This window comes from Paenibacillus sp. J31R109 (assembly GCF_059692055.1).
This window is the reverse complement of sequence record NZ_JCAUAR010000002.1, coordinates 398,550-414,221: the sequence shown is the minus strand read 5'-3', so window position 1 is coordinate 414,221 and position 15,672 is coordinate 398,550. Positions and strand designations below refer to the sequence as shown.

Annotated in this window: 13 protein-coding genes; 9 read left to right on the top strand and 4 right to left on the bottom strand. The window is 43.3% G+C overall.

The window, feature by feature from the left end; genetic code table 11:
• Nucleotides 1–505 precede the first annotated feature (505 nt).
• Complete coding sequence (locus AC58QT_RS07460; RefSeq protein WP_497408397.1) at nucleotides 506–1,285, top strand: prepilin peptidase; 780 nt, start codon at nucleotides 506–508, stop codon at nucleotides 1,283–1,285.
• Between the two features lie 33 nt (nucleotides 1,286–1,318).
• Nucleotides 1,319–2,578 (top strand): methyl-accepting chemotaxis protein, encoded by a 1,260-nt coding sequence (locus tag AC58QT_RS07455; RefSeq protein ID WP_497408396.1) that lies wholly within the window; start codon nucleotides 1,319–1,321, stop codon nucleotides 2,576–2,578.
• Here AC58QT_RS07455 and AC58QT_RS07450 read toward each other — a convergent pair.
• From AC58QT_RS07450 to AC58QT_RS07435, 4 genes are all read right to left on the bottom strand, one after another.
• Nucleotides 2,560–2,871 carry a DUF5658 family protein gene (locus AC58QT_RS07450; protein WP_497408395.1) on the bottom strand — a complete coding sequence of 104 codons (312 nt, stop codon included), beginning with the start codon at nucleotides 2,869–2,871 and terminating at the stop codon, nucleotides 2,560–2,562. The two genes, AC58QT_RS07455 and AC58QT_RS07450, sit on opposite strands and share 19 nt — an antisense overlap.
• 35 nt (nucleotides 2,872–2,906) lie before the next feature.
• Nucleotides 2,907–3,800: a LysR family transcriptional regulator gene (locus AC58QT_RS07445; protein WP_310223628.1), complete on the bottom strand. Its 894-nt coding sequence runs from the start codon at nucleotides 3,798–3,800 to the stop codon at nucleotides 2,907–2,909.
• A gap of 157 nt (nucleotides 3,801–3,957) precedes the next feature.
• Nucleotides 3,958–6,003: a Fe(3+)-hydroxamate ABC transporter permease FhuB gene (gene fhuB, locus AC58QT_RS07440; RefSeq protein ID WP_497408394.1), complete on the bottom strand. Its 2,046-nt coding sequence runs from the start codon at nucleotides 6,001–6,003 to the stop codon at nucleotides 3,958–3,960.
• Between the two features lie 11 nt (nucleotides 6,004–6,014).
• Nucleotides 6,015–7,034, bottom strand: coding sequence for an ABC transporter substrate-binding protein (locus tag AC58QT_RS07435; protein WP_497408393.1), 1,020 nt, complete (start codon nucleotides 7,032–7,034; stop codon nucleotides 6,015–6,017).
• Between the two features lie 235 nt (nucleotides 7,035–7,269).
• On the opposite strand from AC58QT_RS07435, the gene leuC reads away from it, so the two are divergent.
• From leuC to AC58QT_RS07400, 7 genes are all read left to right on the top strand, one after another.
• Nucleotides 7,270–8,691 carry a 3-isopropylmalate dehydratase large subunit gene (leuC, locus tag AC58QT_RS07430; RefSeq protein ID WP_497408392.1) on the top strand — a complete coding sequence of 474 codons (1,422 nt, stop codon included), beginning with the start codon at nucleotides 7,270–7,272 and terminating at the stop codon, nucleotides 8,689–8,691.
• A gap of 69 nt (nucleotides 8,692–8,760) precedes the next feature.
• Entirely contained in the window at nucleotides 8,761–9,366 is a 606-nt protein-coding gene (leuD, locus tag AC58QT_RS07425) for a 3-isopropylmalate dehydratase small subunit (protein ID WP_497408391.1), read from the top strand.
• 256 nt (nucleotides 9,367–9,622) lie between these two features.
• A complete protein-coding gene (locus AC58QT_RS07420) occupies nucleotides 9,623–11,089 on the top strand; it encodes an N-acetylmuramoyl-L-alanine amidase family protein (protein ID WP_497408390.1) in 1,467 nt (488 codons plus the stop codon).
• A gap of 68 nt (nucleotides 11,090–11,157) precedes the next feature.
• On the top strand, nucleotides 11,158–11,742 hold the full coding sequence (locus AC58QT_RS07415) for a GerMN domain-containing protein (protein ID WP_497408389.1): 585 nt from the start codon (nucleotides 11,158–11,160) through the stop codon (nucleotides 11,740–11,742).
• Nucleotides 11,743–11,771: 29 nt separating this feature from the next.
• Nucleotides 11,772–14,492, top strand: a complete 2,721-nt coding sequence (locus AC58QT_RS07410) for an S-layer homology domain-containing protein (protein ID WP_497408388.1) — start codon at nucleotides 11,772–11,774, stop codon at nucleotides 14,490–14,492.
• Between the two features lie 195 nt (nucleotides 14,493–14,687).
• Entirely contained in the window at nucleotides 14,688–15,359 is a 672-nt protein-coding gene (nth, locus tag AC58QT_RS07405; RefSeq protein ID WP_497281992.1) for an endonuclease III, read from the top strand.
• A gap of 25 nt (nucleotides 15,360–15,384) precedes the next feature.
• Nucleotides 15,385–15,660, top strand: a complete 276-nt coding sequence (locus tag AC58QT_RS07400) for a hypothetical protein (protein WP_028554377.1) — start codon at nucleotides 15,385–15,387, stop codon at nucleotides 15,658–15,660.
• The last annotated feature ends 12 nt before the right edge of the window (nucleotides 15,661–15,672 follow it).

Sequence of the window (15,672 nt, the reverse complement as noted above, 5' to 3'; positions counted from 1 at the left end):
AGATCTCAATGAACTCACAATGGAGATGGAATCGCTTGCGAATATTGAGCCGGTCCATGAAATGGATGATCTAGTCAATGAAGTTACTCAAGTGAAAGATGAGGCTCCTGTCATCACCACATACAAGTCTCCAGAACCGACGGATACGAATAGAGTTGGCTTTAAAGCTGTGAACGGCGGAAAGATCATTAATTTATTCAGGGGGAATGGACCAATGAAGAACTTCACAAGCAGTGTTATGTGTAATTGGAGCGAGGATTTGAATGGCGAAATGTCGCAATACTTGGTCGTATGTACAGAAGCAGAGAATAAAATTGAGATCGATATGACAACTTCAGGTGGGCAAAAGCAATCCATTACGGTTACCATTGAGAGCTTTAATCAATTGGCAGCCTGGCTGCAGGTTCAATTGGGAACTGCACCTGTGAGCAATCGTGAATATGCGAAGAAAGCAGATTTTTAAGTAGGGAATAGCTAGGTTAGACATCTAGAGGGGGTTAGGGCGATGGGGTGGGAAGCATGGAGTTACACAATTCTATTGTTCATAGTGGGTGCATTATTCGGTTCATTCTTTAATGTCGTGGGGCTGCGAGTACCGAAAGGGATATCTGTTATTGCACCGCGATCCAGTTGTGGAAGTTGTGGACGCCAGCTTAACGCGATAGACTTAATCCCAATTTTGGGATGGTTCATCCGCAGAGGGAAATGTCATACCTGTGGGTCATCCATATCCCCTGTGTATATCGTTGGTGAAATGGCGGGGGGAGTATTATTTGCTTCGCTTCCAGCATTGGTCAGCATGGAAGAACTATGGATTGCTTACCCGCTTGTCTCTGTGCTTCTCATTCTTACGGTGAGTGATTTAGCCTACATGCTGCTGCCTAACAAAATCATTTATCCAGCTATGCTATTATTTACAGGATTACGTTTATTCGTACACCCCTTGCCGATTTGGCATTATGCTTTGGGATTTGTAATTGGGGGAGGCGCTTTGATCATCGTATCCCTTGTTGCGACTTGGATGGGGAAGCCGGCTATGGGCTTTGGGGATATTCGATTGATGGCTTTAGTTGGACTTGTAATGGGAATCAAGCTTGTGCTGTTATGCATTTTTCTGTCGGCGCTGCTCGGCAGCGTTATCGGTGTGGCTCTCATCGCCTCAGGCAAGTTGGATCGGCGTTCACCCATTCCCTATGGTCCTTTCATCGCTGTCGCTGGTTTCATCTGCTTTTGCTTCGGAGACCCATTGATGACGTGGTACATGGACCTCATCCTTTGGCAGTAAACCTACATTTCGTAAAAGAGAGGTCGAATTCCTATGAACTGGTTTCTAATGCAATCGTTTCGTGCTAAGCTTCAGCTCGGTTACTATACCGTTGTTGTTTTTTACACAATTATTATTCTAATTCTAATGTTAACGGCAGATGTATCTGTCATTTTTGCCCTATCTTCATCCTTGATTCTCATGGTCTTCAGCTTTCCTTATGTGCGTTTCTTGGAAAAAGCGTTAACCGAGCCTATCGATAATGTAACGCGTGTAGCCATGAATATTGCAAAAGGAGATTTTACGCAAACGGTGGATGCTTCTTCTAAGGATGCTTTAGGGGACATGGGAAGATCGTTCAATGCAATGATTGTGAAATTGAAGGAGCTTCTGAATGAAACTGCCTCCATTTCTAAGCATGTCGCTGACTCAAGCCGTGATATTTACCACAAAAATGAAGGTATTAACACGATGATTGTGGAAGCCACAGGTTCTGTGACTTCACTTGCTGAAGGAGCAAATGAAATCTCGTCTGGGGTTTTTAAAAGCTTCTCCGTCGTTAAGGAAATCGAGACCAAAATTACGGACTATGTGGATTCCACGCATGAAATGAATAATCGTTGTGGACAAACGTTAGAGCTTGTGAAAAAAGGGATGCGAGCCGTGGAAAGTCAATCGGAAAGTGTCTCTCACATTGTTCTTGCGACAAGCAATGTATCGGGTACGATTGATGATCTGGTGAAGGAAGCCGCTGGTATTTCCTCTATCACACGTACGATTTCAGAAATTGCTGAACAGACCAATTTGCTGTCCTTGAATGCCTCAATTGAAGCAGCGCGTGCTGGTGAGCATGGAAGAGGGTTCTCTGTAGTAGCGCAAGAAGTGCGCAAACTAGCTGAAGAGTCGTCCAAGTCAGCCAAAAGTGTATTTCATATGGTACATAACATTGAGAATAGCATCCGAATGGCTCAAAAAAATATTCAAATTAATGAGGAAATCGCACGCAGACAGACAGAATCTATTGAAGCAACGGAAAAAATATTTGCTGAAATGGTTGAAAGTATACAATTTATTACGCAGCGTATGGGTGAGTTCACGGGTGAAAGCCAGAAGATGCTGAATGCAGCCCAATTCATCACGGGTACCATGGAAAATATTTCAGCCATTACGCAACAATCAGCCGCTGGTACTGAGCAAGTATCTACGTCGATGGTCCAACAAACGCGTTCTGTTAAGGCTGTCGTTATTCAGTCAGAGCAAATGCTTCGAATGGTGACACAACTACAGCGCACGATTCAGATATTTAAGCTTTGAGAGAATGAAGTAGAGATCCAGAAAGCGTGCAAGAGAAGGATACCCAAATATACGATGGTGGAGAAGCGAAACAAGTTTTGGATAAGTAGTCGTTTACCTGCTTTTGCCGCTAGAAAGAAAAGGGAGAGGGGGAGAATAATTTTAATGCCATAGAAGGCTACATAGCTATGCTCATAAAGGAAGGCCATAATCGGATTCGCTTCACCAATTAAGTTTAATCGGAGTCCCATATCTGTTAGACCAGCATCTAATAGACTAGCAATACATAAAAAAATAATTAAAGTTCGACTCAAAGGAACCACTCCTTTTGGTTGTTTAAGAGGTTATGCTAACGAATCGTTTGCATAACCTCTTTCATTGTGGAAATAAACGCTTCCGCGGCTTTTGAAATATAGCGACCTTTGCGATAAGCAATTACGAGCTTGCGGGTAGGTCTACCTTCTAATGAAACGTTAACTGGAGAAAGTTCATGTAAACTTCTTTTTGATATCAAGTAAGGGACGAACGCGATCCCCATGCCAGCCGCAACAAGCGATTGCACAGTTTCCATATTGCTCGATTCAAAAACAATATTCGGTGTAAAGCCAGCTTCCTGACATAGATCAAGCGTCAGCTTGCGAAAACCTTGCCCTTTTTTTAATGCGATGAAAGCTTCCTTTTCCAGATGAGAAATACGTATGGGCTCTTTACTTGCTGCTAAAGGATGCAGTGGCGGAACAGCTAAAATAATTTCTTCTTCCAGCAAGGTTTCATACACAAGAGATTCTTCACGTAAAGGTAAGGAAAGAAGAGAAATATCGGTTTGACCATTCACAGTCAACGTCTCGAGGTTGGATGAAGTTTCTTCAACAAGCGAAATTTCAATATCCGGATAGGCGGCTTGAAACACAGGTACTACGAAGGGTAAAATAGTTGATCCTGTGATTGGCATACTGCCAATGACAAGACGTCCTTTTTTCATTTGTGAAATATCTTCCATTTCTTTTTTGAGTCCTTCAATCATATCGAGAATCTTTTGTGACTTCTCGACGAAGAGGGAGCCTGCATGGGTTAATTCAACCGAATTCGTGCTGCGTTGGAACAAGAGTACGCCAAGCTCCTTCTCCAGCTTGGATAATTGCTGGCTTAAGGAAGGCTGAGCGATATGAAGCTTCTCAGCTGCACGTGAGAAATTGCGTTCGATCGCGATCTGGATTGCATATTGTAATTGGCGTAATTCCATCCGAAGAAGTGTCTCCTTTTTCATGGCTTGATGGTAATCATATCAAGCTTTTTGGGCCGAAACAAGCTGATACTAGGAATAAATAACCATAAAGGGCAGCAAGAACTGGTTTCTTCCAGTTTCGCTGCCCTTTATGGTTATTTTCAGGAAATAAACGTTATCTACGAACAGTACTTCGATACATTAAGAATAACAAATATGGAGCACCAATGATCGCAACTACGATCCCCGAAGGAATCTCTTTAGGAATGAGAATCGTTTTGCCTATAATATCAGCTAATGTTAGTAGAATAGCCCCTAAGATGGCCGAAAGTACAACCGACTTCTGATGATGCTGCCCCATGAAGAGACGAACAGCGTGTGGCGCGAGTAAGCCAACGAAGCTTACGGTTCCAACCGCAGCTACAGCAATCGCAGCAACGAACACGCCAATTGCAGCAGATACTAACCTTGTCTTCTGCAGCTTCAGACCTAGTCCAATAGACACGTGGTCACCGAATGCTAATAAATCTACACGTCGACCAAGTAACCAAGCGCTTGGCAGTAAAATGATCGTTGTAATCAGTAGTTGGATGACTTCTTTCCAACCTCTAGAATAGGTACTGCCCGCTAACCATGTAAGTGCGGGAGCGGCACCAAGCTTAGATTGGATCACGAGAAATTGAATAACAGCCGAACCTATTGCAGAAATCGCAATACCGACTAGAATCAGCACGACGGGATTTAGTCCCTTTTTCCATGCGAGGGCATAGACGCTTCCCGCGGAAAGAAGTGCGCCGATTATAGCACCAATAGGAACCCAAGTAGCAGACGCCGTTGGCCAAATCGTCAACACTAGCAGGGCGCCCATTCCCGCACCAGATGTAACGCCTACAACGGAGGGGTCTGCAAGCGGATTGCGAACTGCTCCTTGCATCATAGAGCCGGCAACGGCCAAGGAAGCGCCAGCAAGAGCAGCAACCAGAATACGTGGGAGACGCAAGTTCAGAATGACATTCCGCGCCATTTCTTCGCCTTGCCCAGTTACCACGGCAATAACGTTAGATAGGGGGATATGCAAGGCCCCAGCAGTTAAGCCGAAAAGAACTAAGACGATAAGGGCAATGCTAGATACCACAACTAAGATTGGATATGGAATTTTGGTGCCGACATACCCGACGCTCATAGAACTGCTCTCAGGGGAAGCTTTCATGCGAGATCCTCGAATTGCCAGCCAGATTAACCATGGTGCACCTATTAGTGCGGTTACGGAACCTGCAGGGAGTTCGCCTAGCGTACTGCGGAACATTTTGGCAATGGTATCCGCGCCAAGTAATACAGCTGCCCCCCAGATCGCACTTCCTGGAATCAACGCGCGATGTCGTTGTAAGCCAATTAATCGAACAAGATGAGGCGCGATAAGCCCGATAAAGCCGATGGGGCCAACTACACTCACAGTTACACCTGCTAGTAGAATCGCTGTGGCTAGAGCAACCAATCGAACTAGGTTAATATTTTCACCTAATGAAATAGCGGTTTCTTCGCTTAAAGCAAGCATATCTAGCTTTTGATGGAACAGAAAGGCAACGACGAGACCTATGCAAATCCAAGGGAGTGCATAGTGGACACCTTGCCAATCGTTCTGACCTAATGCACCTGAACCCCACATGAATAAGCCATTCGTGGCATCCTCAAACATGATCTGGAGTCCGCTAGTGAAAGCCGAGAGTACGAGTGTTACGATCATACCCGCAAGTGCCATGCGTAGAGGCGAGCTTTTGCGGCCGCCTGACATGTAATAGGCCATAACGGCTGCGCCACAGGCCCCAACTAAGGCCAAAAGTAAAGCGTGATCCGACTTCAAGGCTGGGAAAAAAACGGCAGCCAAAACAATAATGAAATAAGCGCCTGCATTCAAACCTAATGTTGAAGCCGAAGCGAGAGGATTACGTGTGACGGTTTGTAATAAAGAACCTGCAACTGCGAGTGCCGCTCCTGCGAGCATGCCCATCACGGCGCGCGGCATGCGAAGCCCCCGCACCATTAAATGGTCGGGGGTATCTTGTGGAGCGATCAAAGCTTGTATAACCGTATGAACGGTAATGTTCGCTTCTCCTTGTGTTAAGTTGAGAAAAAGCAAGAGGCAGAGGGCGATTCCCCCACCTCCAAATACAAGAAGTGATTTCCACGCGATATTAGCGAAAGGGTTAGTTTTCGATTTCATCGCAGATTGGATCATTTCGTAAGGGAAGCAGCAGCTAGCTCAGCAAATACTTTGGCAGATAAAGGTCCACCGAAAGTCCAAGTGTTACCTGGAAGCTTAAATGTTTTGTTGTCTTTCACAAATGAAAGGCCTTTCCATACGGCATTGTCTTTCAGTTGTTTCTCAAATACGTTATCCGCATCTTGAACGATGTAGAAGAAGTTTGCATTTTGAACAGCAGGTAAAGCTTCTACGGAAGCAGTAGAGAAGCCATAAAGTTCAAATTTCGTGGATTTAAAAGTATTTTTCAAACCGATACGCTGCATAATTTGAACAACCATGGAGTTGTCAGTGAACATGCGTAGAACCGCATTGTTTTGGTTGCTGAACGCTTGTGTTAAAGCGAACTCAGCGCCATCTTTTTTCGCAGCAACTAATTTTGCTTTCGTATCTGCATATGCTTTGTCAAGGTCAGCAAGTACCTTGTCTCCTTCAGCTTTCTTGCCTACGATATCTGAAATGGTTTTGAATGTAGTGATCATATCGGAATATTGATCGCCTTTTCCTTCAGCTGGGTAGGATTCAAATGCGATCGTTGGAGCGATCTTGGAAAGAGCTTCGTAGTTTTTGCTCGAACGCAATGTGCTTGTAATGATAAGATCTGGCTTCAGACCCGTGATTGTTTCTAGGTTAGGCTCTTGACGAGTCCCTACGTCGACAACGGAAGCATCTAATGCAGGCTTCACATTTACCGCTCCTAAGTAGCCTTTATTATCAGCTTGACCTACAGGTTGAAGGCCAAGTGCCAACACATCTTCTGTGTATGCCCATTCTAAGGTTACGATGCGTTTTGGTGTACCTTTAATTGTTGTTGTTCCGAGTGCGTGTGTAATTGTCTTATCTGCAGCAGGTGTTGCTGTTGGCGCCACACTTGCTGCGGCAGCTGTACTTGGTGCAGGCGATGTTGTTGTCGTAGAGTTTCCGCATGCAGCAGTTACGATTAACGATAGAAGTGCGACTGAAAAAGTAAGTGGTTTAAATATGGATTTCACAAAAATTTCCCCCTAGATATTCTTTTTTCTTTCTAGAATCGATGGCCAACTCGAGTCCACTAGGAGAATGATAATCATTATCATTCGTAATGTCAACCTTATTTTGCTATATAGGAACAATCTATCAAGCTTATAGTTATTATATCTTGGAACTATGAGATAATCCGTGCTACATTACTATATGAGGGTAAGACATTAGCAAACTAATGCGGATAATGACAAGAGGTGACTGGATATGAGTAAAAAGACAATGTTCGAGAAGATTTGGGATAATCACGTTATTAACCAGGAAGATGGCAAGCCTAGTGTTATTTATATTGATTTGCATCTAGTACATGAAGTAACTTCACCGCAAGCTTTTGAAGGACTTCGTATGTCAGGTCGTCAAGTTCGTCGTCCAGACTTAACGTTCGCAACGATGGATCACAACGTACCAACGAAAGATCGTTTCAATATTACCGATCCAATTTCGAAGCAACAAATCGATACACTATCACAAAACTGCCGCGATTTCGGCGTTACACTTTTTGACTTAGACAGTCTCGATCAAGGTGTTGTCCACGTTATGGGTCCTGAGCTTGGTCTTACGCACCCAGGTAAAACCATCGTATGCGGCGACAGCCATACATCTACACACGGTGCTTTCGGCGCACTTGCTTTCGGTATTGGTACGAGTGAAGTTGAGCACGTTATGGCGACTCAAACACTTCAACAATCCCGAGCTAAATCTCTTGAAGTTCGCATCACGGGCAGCTTGAAGCCAGGCGTTACTGCAAAGGATTTAATCCTTGGTGTTATCGCAAAATACGGTACAGACTTCGCTACTGGTTATGTAATTGAGTATACTGGCGAATCGATTCGTAATCTTTCCATGGAAGAGCGTATGACCGTTTGTAACATGTCTATTGAAGGTGGAGCTCGTGCAGGACTAATTGCTCCTGATGCTACAACATTTAACTACTTGCGTGGTCGTGAATACGTACCTCAAGGTGCTGATTTCGACGCAGCGGTAGCAGAATGGTCCAACCTTGTTACAGATGAAGGCGCTGTGTATGATTGGGTATTGGAATTCGACGCAGATACTTTGATCCCGCAAGTAACCTGGGGTACTAGCCCTGGTATGGGAACAAGCGTAACTTCTCTCGTTCCAGATCCACAAAGCTTTGAAACCGAAAATGAACGTAAAGCTGCTGAAAAAGCACTTGAATATATGGATTTAACACCAGGCACGCCGATGACTGAGCTGAAAGTAGACTATGTCTTCATCGGATCTTGTACAAATGGACGTATCGAGGATCTTCGTGCAGCAGCAAAGATTGCACAAGGTTATACGGTAGATCCTAGCGTTACAGCAATCGTAGTTCCAGGTTCGGGTCGTGTTAAAATTCAAGCTGAAAAAGAAGGTTTGGACAAAATTTTCTCCGACGCTGGTTTCGAATGGCGCGATGCAGGTTGCAGTATGTGTTTGGCGATGAACCCAGACGTGCTTCAACCAGGACAACGTTGTGCTTCCACGTCCAACCGTAACTTTGAAGGACGTCAAGGACGCGGCGGACGTACTCACCTTGTTTCCCCAGCTATGGCAGTTGCTGCAGCAATCAAAGGTCATTTCTATGACGTTCGTGATTGGGAAATTAAAGAATACCAACAAGCTTAATTTCGGCTAAATCAAGCAATGCTTAAGATGCTAGTTTTGCAATAGCAAAACTTTAAGGAGAATGAGAACATGGAAGCTTTCAAACAACATACAGGTCTAGTAGGCCCTGTTGATCGTGTAAACGTAGATACAGATGCAATTATCCCTAAGCAATTTCTTAAACGTATTGAGCGTTCTGGGTTCGGACAATTCCTATTCTTCGAGTGGAGATGGGACGAAGCAGGCAACGTCATTGAGAACTTCCCGTTAAACCAAGATCGTTATCAAGGAGCTTCCGTTTTGATTTCCAGAGCGAACTTTGGTTGCGGATCTTCCCGTGAGCACGCGCCTTGGGCAATCCAAGATTTCGGATTCCGCGTAATCATCGCGCCTTCCTACGCAGACATTTTCTACAACAACTGTTTCAAAAACAGCATTCTGCCAATCAAATTGTCAGAAGAGCAAGTTGAAGATCTGTTCCAACGTACGGCTAAGCACGAAGGATACAAGCTGAATGTTGATCTTGAGAACAAGAAACTGACAGATGAGTACGGACTTCAAATCGACTTCGATTTGGATGAGCACCGTCGTCAATTCTTGCTTCAAGGCTTGGATGACATCGGTTTGACGCTGCAACACGAAGCGAAAATCACTGCATATGAGCAAGCACATCAAAAGCGTTTAGCTTATAAATAAGGATGGACTAAAGGCGTATCCCTTTGAGGGATGCGCCTTTTTTTTGCTATAATTTGCATATTTTCTTGAGCAATCTTGCAACTTTTGGCAGTTAGTAACGTCTAATAGATTACTAGATTGTCGAAGGGAAGGAGGTAGCGCTGTCAGGTAAAGGTTAATTTTGCTATAATAACAAGGAAGTTGATAGAATGATAGAGTTGGCTAAATAACTTCGTAGTGACATCCCCCCCATTCCGACATTACATAGAGGTGAATAATGAAATTTCCTGCAATTTGTTTGTTTTTGCTCACTTGTCTGTTGCTGCTGCCAACTACTGCCCTCGGTGCTGAAGCGCCTAAGCCAATAAAGCTATTTATGAATGAAAAGCTGTTGGATGTCCAGGGGGCTCAACCCCGCATTGTGAATGATAATACAATTGTTCCTGTAAGAATTATTGTCGAGCAAATTGGTGCGCAAGTGAGCTGGGACGAAGCGACCAGTAAAGTAACCATTGTGAAAGACAAAGTGAATATCCAACTCGTGATTAACAATCTGACCGCACTTATTAATGGGAAGAAAGAGACATTAGAAGTAGGTCCGAAGATTGAAAATGGTTCTACCATGCTACCGCTGCGATTCATAGGTGAGGTATTTGGAATCGAGTTCAAATGGGATGGCCCTACATCGTCTGTCCATATGTTCAAAAAGGATGATTCCGATTCAAAACCCGTAACCGGACCTATAGATGTGAAAGACCCGAATGGCAATAATGGAAATCCTGAAACAAAGCCGCCAGGAACGAAGCCAACAACCGGGACTGGGAATGGTAACGGCAATGGAAACGGCAACGGAACGCCGATTCCAGATCCATCGGTTCACGTAATCACGTCTATTTCACTAACAGAAACAGAATTAACAGTTACTGCGAAGGATGGAACCCTAACTCCGAATGTATTAAATCTATCAAATCCTTCACGCATGGTGTTTGATTTCCCGAACACGACATTAGATGAGTCACTTCAGAAGCTGCTCGTTAAAAATGCAGGAGAACTGCCATCCAAGCAGCCACTTGTATCCAAAGTACGATTCTCTAACTTTAATGATAATCCGGCTACTGTAAGGATTATTCTGGATTTGAATGGTCCAGCTGGTTACCAAACGATAGCTACAAAACTGCCGAATCAGTGGAAGGCAACGATTGGTGAGAAGAAGCTAACTGTGATTATTGATGCTGGACATGGGGATAACGATCCAGGTGCGCTTTCCATTACAGGAAAGCATGAGAAGGATTTTACACTTGCAACAGCGAATAAAGTAAATGCACTGTTAGTAAAAGATAAGCGAATTAATGTTCTGATGACCCGTTCTGATGATACCTTTATTCCATTAGATGATCGTGTTTCTTTTGCCAACAATATTTCAGCGGACCTATTTTTATCGATTCATGGGAATAGCGCCAAAGCAACCGTGTCAGGAACCGAAACCTACTATAACAGGCCCGAAAGCTTAGATTTCGCCAATGTTATTCATAAGTATGCTGTTCCGGCTACTGGATTTGCAGATCGCAAAGTTCGCCAAGCAGATTTCCGTGTGATCACGAAAACCAACATGCCTGCAGTATTACTTGAAGTTGGTTACTTGTCCAATAAAAATGATGAATCCGCGATGTACAAAGAGGCATTCCAGGACAAATTAGCTGCTTCGCTGGTTGCTGCTATAAAGGAGTACTTGAACCTTAAGTAAGCAATAAGAATTCGAAGCGGCAAAAACTAGGCTAGCATGTCTAGGCATAAAGCTAAGGAGTGAATAAGATGAACAAAACAAGTCGCCTAGTTCAAGGAGCGCTCCTTGTAAGTGCCATCACGTTGTCTATCACGGCCTGTGGCCAGAAAACACAATTAACAGGAGCTGCTACGTCGGAACCGCAAGCTACGGCTACACCGATTGCAACTATTTCTACGCCAACAGCCACGCCTAAGCCGACACCTGCGCCTCTTAAGCAGTTGCAAGTTAAGGCTTATTACAGTGATCAAGATGAAATGAAGCTCGTTGAGAAAGTGGTAACAATCAGCGTGGAGAAGGATGCTGACACTTATGAGGCTGCATTGAAAGCACTTCAAAAGAATGATGATCCCAAAGCACCTTCATTATTTGACGATATGAAATTCACAAGTGTCAAGTTCGATAATGCCAAAGGTGAATTGAAGTTGGATATGGCATTCGGACCCAAGACGCAAATGGGTGCGCCTGGAGAAGAATTATTTGTCCAAGCATTAAAGAAAACAGTGTTCCAATTTCCTGAAGTGAAAACCTTGTATGTACTTAAAGACGGTAAGCAAGTAGATAGTCTAATGGGACATCTGGAGCTTCCTTACCCGATCAAACGACCTAACTAAATAGGAATTGTAGAGGAGTTACATCGAACATGAAAAATAAGAAATTGGCGAGTGCTATCGTAAGCTCCATGATCATCACAAGTCTAGCAGGTACGCCAGTCCTTGCAGCACCCGTGAATACAACAACATCAACAACATCGAACACGAATGTACGACTATCTTTTAATGATGTGAGCAGTGATTACTGGGGGATTCGTCACATTTCCAAGCTAGCTTCGGAAGGCGTTATCGAGGGAGTGGCAGAGGGTATTTACTCGCCTGAAACTTCGGTTTCACAACAGGATGTATTAATTATGGCTACACGTATGATGGGCTTACAGGCTGATGCAGACAATCTGGCGACGGATACGGTATTCCCTGATTACATGTTAGTTGATAAATATGCTCGTAACTACGTAGCGCTAGCCTTACAAAAAGGTTTGATTTCAACAGAGCAAGAAAAAGTAAGAACGCAAGGAACGAAGCCTGTCGGTAATTGGGGACAACAAAAAGCAACGAGAGAATGGGTGGCTGAAGTCGTCATTCGTGCTATTGGGAAAGCTTCCTTAGCAGAAAGCTTAGCTACGAAAGCAACTTCGTTTACAGATAACCAACTGATCAGCAACAGTGCGCTAGGATTCGTAAATGCAGCTGTGTCATTAAAAGTCGTAGATGGATTCGAAGATGGCTCATTCCAACCGAAAGGCGCGGTAACACGTGCTCAAATGGCAGCTTTCCTAAGTCGTTCACAAAAGAATTTGACGAACTTACCAGAACGCGCTAAAAAAGGATATATGACAAGCCTAACAAGCGGCAGTATTGGCCTAATGGATAAAGACGGAAACACGAGTACATACAAGATTTCACCTAATACCGTATTTTTCGGAAATAAAAATGATGTGGCTATTTCATCCAAAGAATTGCAAGAAACGTATGAAGTATCCATTGTTCAAGTGAACGGTACAGCTTATTATGTAGAAATCCTAAGTGATGAGCTGCATATGGACATCCACGAAGGGCAATTACTGAAGCTTAATCTGACAACGATGAAAGCGACGCTGGACGATTATGAAAGTTACGACTTAGCGTCCGATGTTGCCGTAACGGATATGAATGGTCGCGGACTTAGTTTAGGTGAAATTGTAGCCGGAAGCACGATTCAAATTCGTAAAAGTCAACTTGTGGACAGCGACAAATATACTTCTATTGTTGTCAAACAAATTCCAGTGAGTAAAACGGCGGTTGGTGATATCCAAACGTTGAATAAAGATGCGATGCAGCTTACGTTGATTGAGTCTGCCTCTGGAGAGACAGAGACCTACGGATTTTCGAGTAATTTGATTGCTACGCTGGCAGATAATACGCTCATCAATTTGGATGCCATCCATGTTGGAGACACAGTGGAATATATCGTCAAGAATAGTGAAATTGTGAAGCTTATCGTTAAAAAGCAAGCGGATGTTGGAACAAGTGTGGAAGGGACGTTCAAACAGTTTACCGACGACCAATCTACGATTTTGATTAATAAAACGTCTGGTAAAACAGTTGATGCCTATGAGTTAAGCAGTAACACGCGTGTTGTTATTAATGGCTTAGCTAATGCGAGTGTTTATGATTTGGCTGCTGGGGATCAATTGAAGTTAGATGTGTTGAATAATAAGGTTACAACGATTACAGTTATTAATCGGTCAATTGAGAATTTATATTTTGCGAAAATTATTGATTACAATGCCTCATCCAAAATTTTAACTGTCACGGATAATGCAGGAAAACCACATGCCTTTCTTTTGAATGATAGTGTTGCCATTTGGTACAACGGAACTAAACTTCCATTCACTAATTTTAATAGCCTTTTCTCAGCTGGCAAATATGTAGATCTTCTTGTTTCGAATGATTCGGTTAAACAAATTCAAATGTCCTTGCAGCTGGATGGTGCACTGACACAATTGAATTTACAAACGAATGATATAACAGTGAAAACAGATAGTGGACAAAGTATAACATTTAAACTAAATTTTACACCCACTGTTGAACTTGCAAACAAGCCAAACAGTACGCTTTCTGATTTGAAAGTCGGAGATAAAATTAGCCTACTTCTAAGTTTTGATCAAGCGACAGTAACGAAAATCGTCACTAGTAGCACAAAGGTATTCAAAACCCTTTTAACGAATACGAATCTAAAACAAGCTACGTTCTTGGATGACTCCAATACGACCGTTACTATTCCTTTAGATGGGGTCCCGCTTGTGAAAGCAGATGGCACGAATGCTGCATTCGCTGACCTTGCGATTGACGATTATGTGAAATTCTCATTCAAAGGCCTTGCAATTACGAAAGCCGAGCTAGTAACACCGGTTCGAGGTAAAGTAACAGCGGTGAACGCTGCAAGTTCAAGTCTGACCATTCAAGATTTTACAGGTAAAAGTCAAGTAGTTAACGCCGGCAGCAATTACAATGTGAAACTCAATGGCGGCATGGATTGGAGCTTCTCCTCGATTAAAGTAGGGGATCGTGTTCAATTGATGAAGGACGTCAATGACAAACTCATGATTCAAGTTGCTGTCGCTTCTAAACGTGAGTTTGATCAGTATAGCCCTACATTGAACCAAGTGAATGTCAAAGCTTCTGGAGGCGAGCAAACTGCCTATAACCTGTTCCCGAGAGCTTACCTTCACACTAGTTCCTCCATTGTGTTGCCATCTTCCTTCGTTTCTGGAGATCAGCTGACGCTTTATATCCTTGACAATAAAATTGTTGAGATTGAAAAGTAGATCGTTGAACAAATGTTTAAGGAAAACCGTCTGTATAGGAGAAGCCAATCTTCTCAAACAGGCGGTTTTTTTCTTATTTTCAAAAAAAAATGTTTATTTTTTAGAAAATGTTCGCATTTTGACGCTTTCAAGGATTGATTATGCCCTGACAATTCGCTAAACTGAAGAATATTACGACCCTAAGGAAGATCAGCTATGACACAGAAGACAGTAAGACATATTCTGGACACCATCGGTGAACTATATCCGGATGCGCATTGTGAGTTGAATCACAGTAATCCATTTGAATTAACGATTGCCGTGTTGCTATCAGCGCAGTGTACGGATGAAACCGTGAATAAGGTTACCAAAGACTTGTTTGAGAAGTACAAACGACCTGAAGACTACTTGGCTGTTCCGTTAGAGGAACTGGAGCAAGATATTCGGCGAATTGGTTTATTTCGCAACAAGGCTAGTCATATTCATAAGCTGTGTCAGTTGCTACTGGACAAGTTCGGTGGTGAAATTCCTGAGAAGCACGAGCAATTGGTTGAATTGCCTGGCGTTGGGCGTAAGACGGCAAATGTCGTCGTATCGAACGCATTCGGCGTTCCGGCAATTGCGGTTGACACGCATGTCGAACGAGTCTCTAAGCGATTAGGACTTGTTGGCTGGGATGATTCCGTACTAGAAGTTGAAAAGAAGTTAATGAAGAAAGTACCACGTGACGAATGGACGCAAACACATCATCGATTGATTTTCTTCGGTCGATATCACTGTAAGGCACAGAACCCCAATTGCCCGATTTGTCCCTTATTGGACATTTGCCGCGAGGGGAAGAAGCGTATGAAACCACAGCCAACAAGGAAAACTATTACAAACAAATGAAATGCTGACAAAGGATGGGATTGAAATGAAATGCATCGCCGTATATACCAATAGCTTTGAATTGTTCTCCGATATTTATGAGCAAGTGATCAACACGCCGCTAGCCGATAATGAGGAAAAAGTCATTGAAGGTGTAACTGTCAGTGAATCCGGTGAGGTTCCTCAGAATTACATAGACAAAATGAAAACAAAATCCGAGGTTGTTGTGATGAAAGTGAAGGATTCGGATATTACGATTCTTCAGCATCGTGACGTTTTTGAAATTTTCCTACCGGAAAAAGAAAAAATCGCCCTCACGTAAGTCCAGAATCTC

What these genes read in the sequence shown, in the direction of transcription:
- AC58QT_RS07460 (WP_497408397.1), top strand. Translation starts at nt 506, where the DNA reads ATGGGGTGGGAAGCATGGAGTTACACAATTCTATTGTTCATAGTGGGT.
- AC58QT_RS07455 (WP_497408396.1), top strand. Translation starts at nt 1,319, where the DNA reads ATGAACTGGTTTCTAATGCAATCGTTTCGTGCTAAGCTTCAGCTCGGT.
- AC58QT_RS07445 (WP_310223628.1), bottom strand. Translation starts at nt 3,800, where the DNA reads ATGGAATTACGCCAATTACAATATGCAATCCAGATCGCGATCGAACGC.
- fhuB (WP_497408394.1), bottom strand. Translation starts at nt 6,003, where the DNA reads ATGAAATCGAAAACTAACCCTTTCGCTAATATCGCGTGGAAATCACTT.
- leuC (WP_497408392.1), top strand. Translation starts at nt 7,270, where the DNA reads ATGAGTAAAAAGACAATGTTCGAGAAGATTTGGGATAATCACGTTATT.
- leuD (WP_497408391.1), top strand. Translation starts at nt 8,761, where the DNA reads ATGGAAGCTTTCAAACAACATACAGGTCTAGTAGGCCCTGTTGATCGT.
- AC58QT_RS07420 (WP_497408390.1), top strand. Translation starts at nt 9,623, where the DNA reads ATGAAATTTCCTGCAATTTGTTTGTTTTTGCTCACTTGTCTGTTGCTG.
- AC58QT_RS07415 (WP_497408389.1), top strand. Translation starts at nt 11,158, where the DNA reads ATGAACAAAACAAGTCGCCTAGTTCAAGGAGCGCTCCTTGTAAGTGCC.
- AC58QT_RS07410 (WP_497408388.1), top strand. Translation starts at nt 11,772, where the DNA reads ATGAAAAATAAGAAATTGGCGAGTGCTATCGTAAGCTCCATGATCATC.
- nth (WP_497281992.1), top strand. Translation starts at nt 14,688, where the DNA reads ATGACACAGAAGACAGTAAGACATATTCTGGACACCATCGGTGAACTA.
- AC58QT_RS07400 (WP_028554377.1), top strand. Translation starts at nt 15,385, where the DNA reads ATGAAATGCATCGCCGTATATACCAATAGCTTTGAATTGTTCTCCGAT.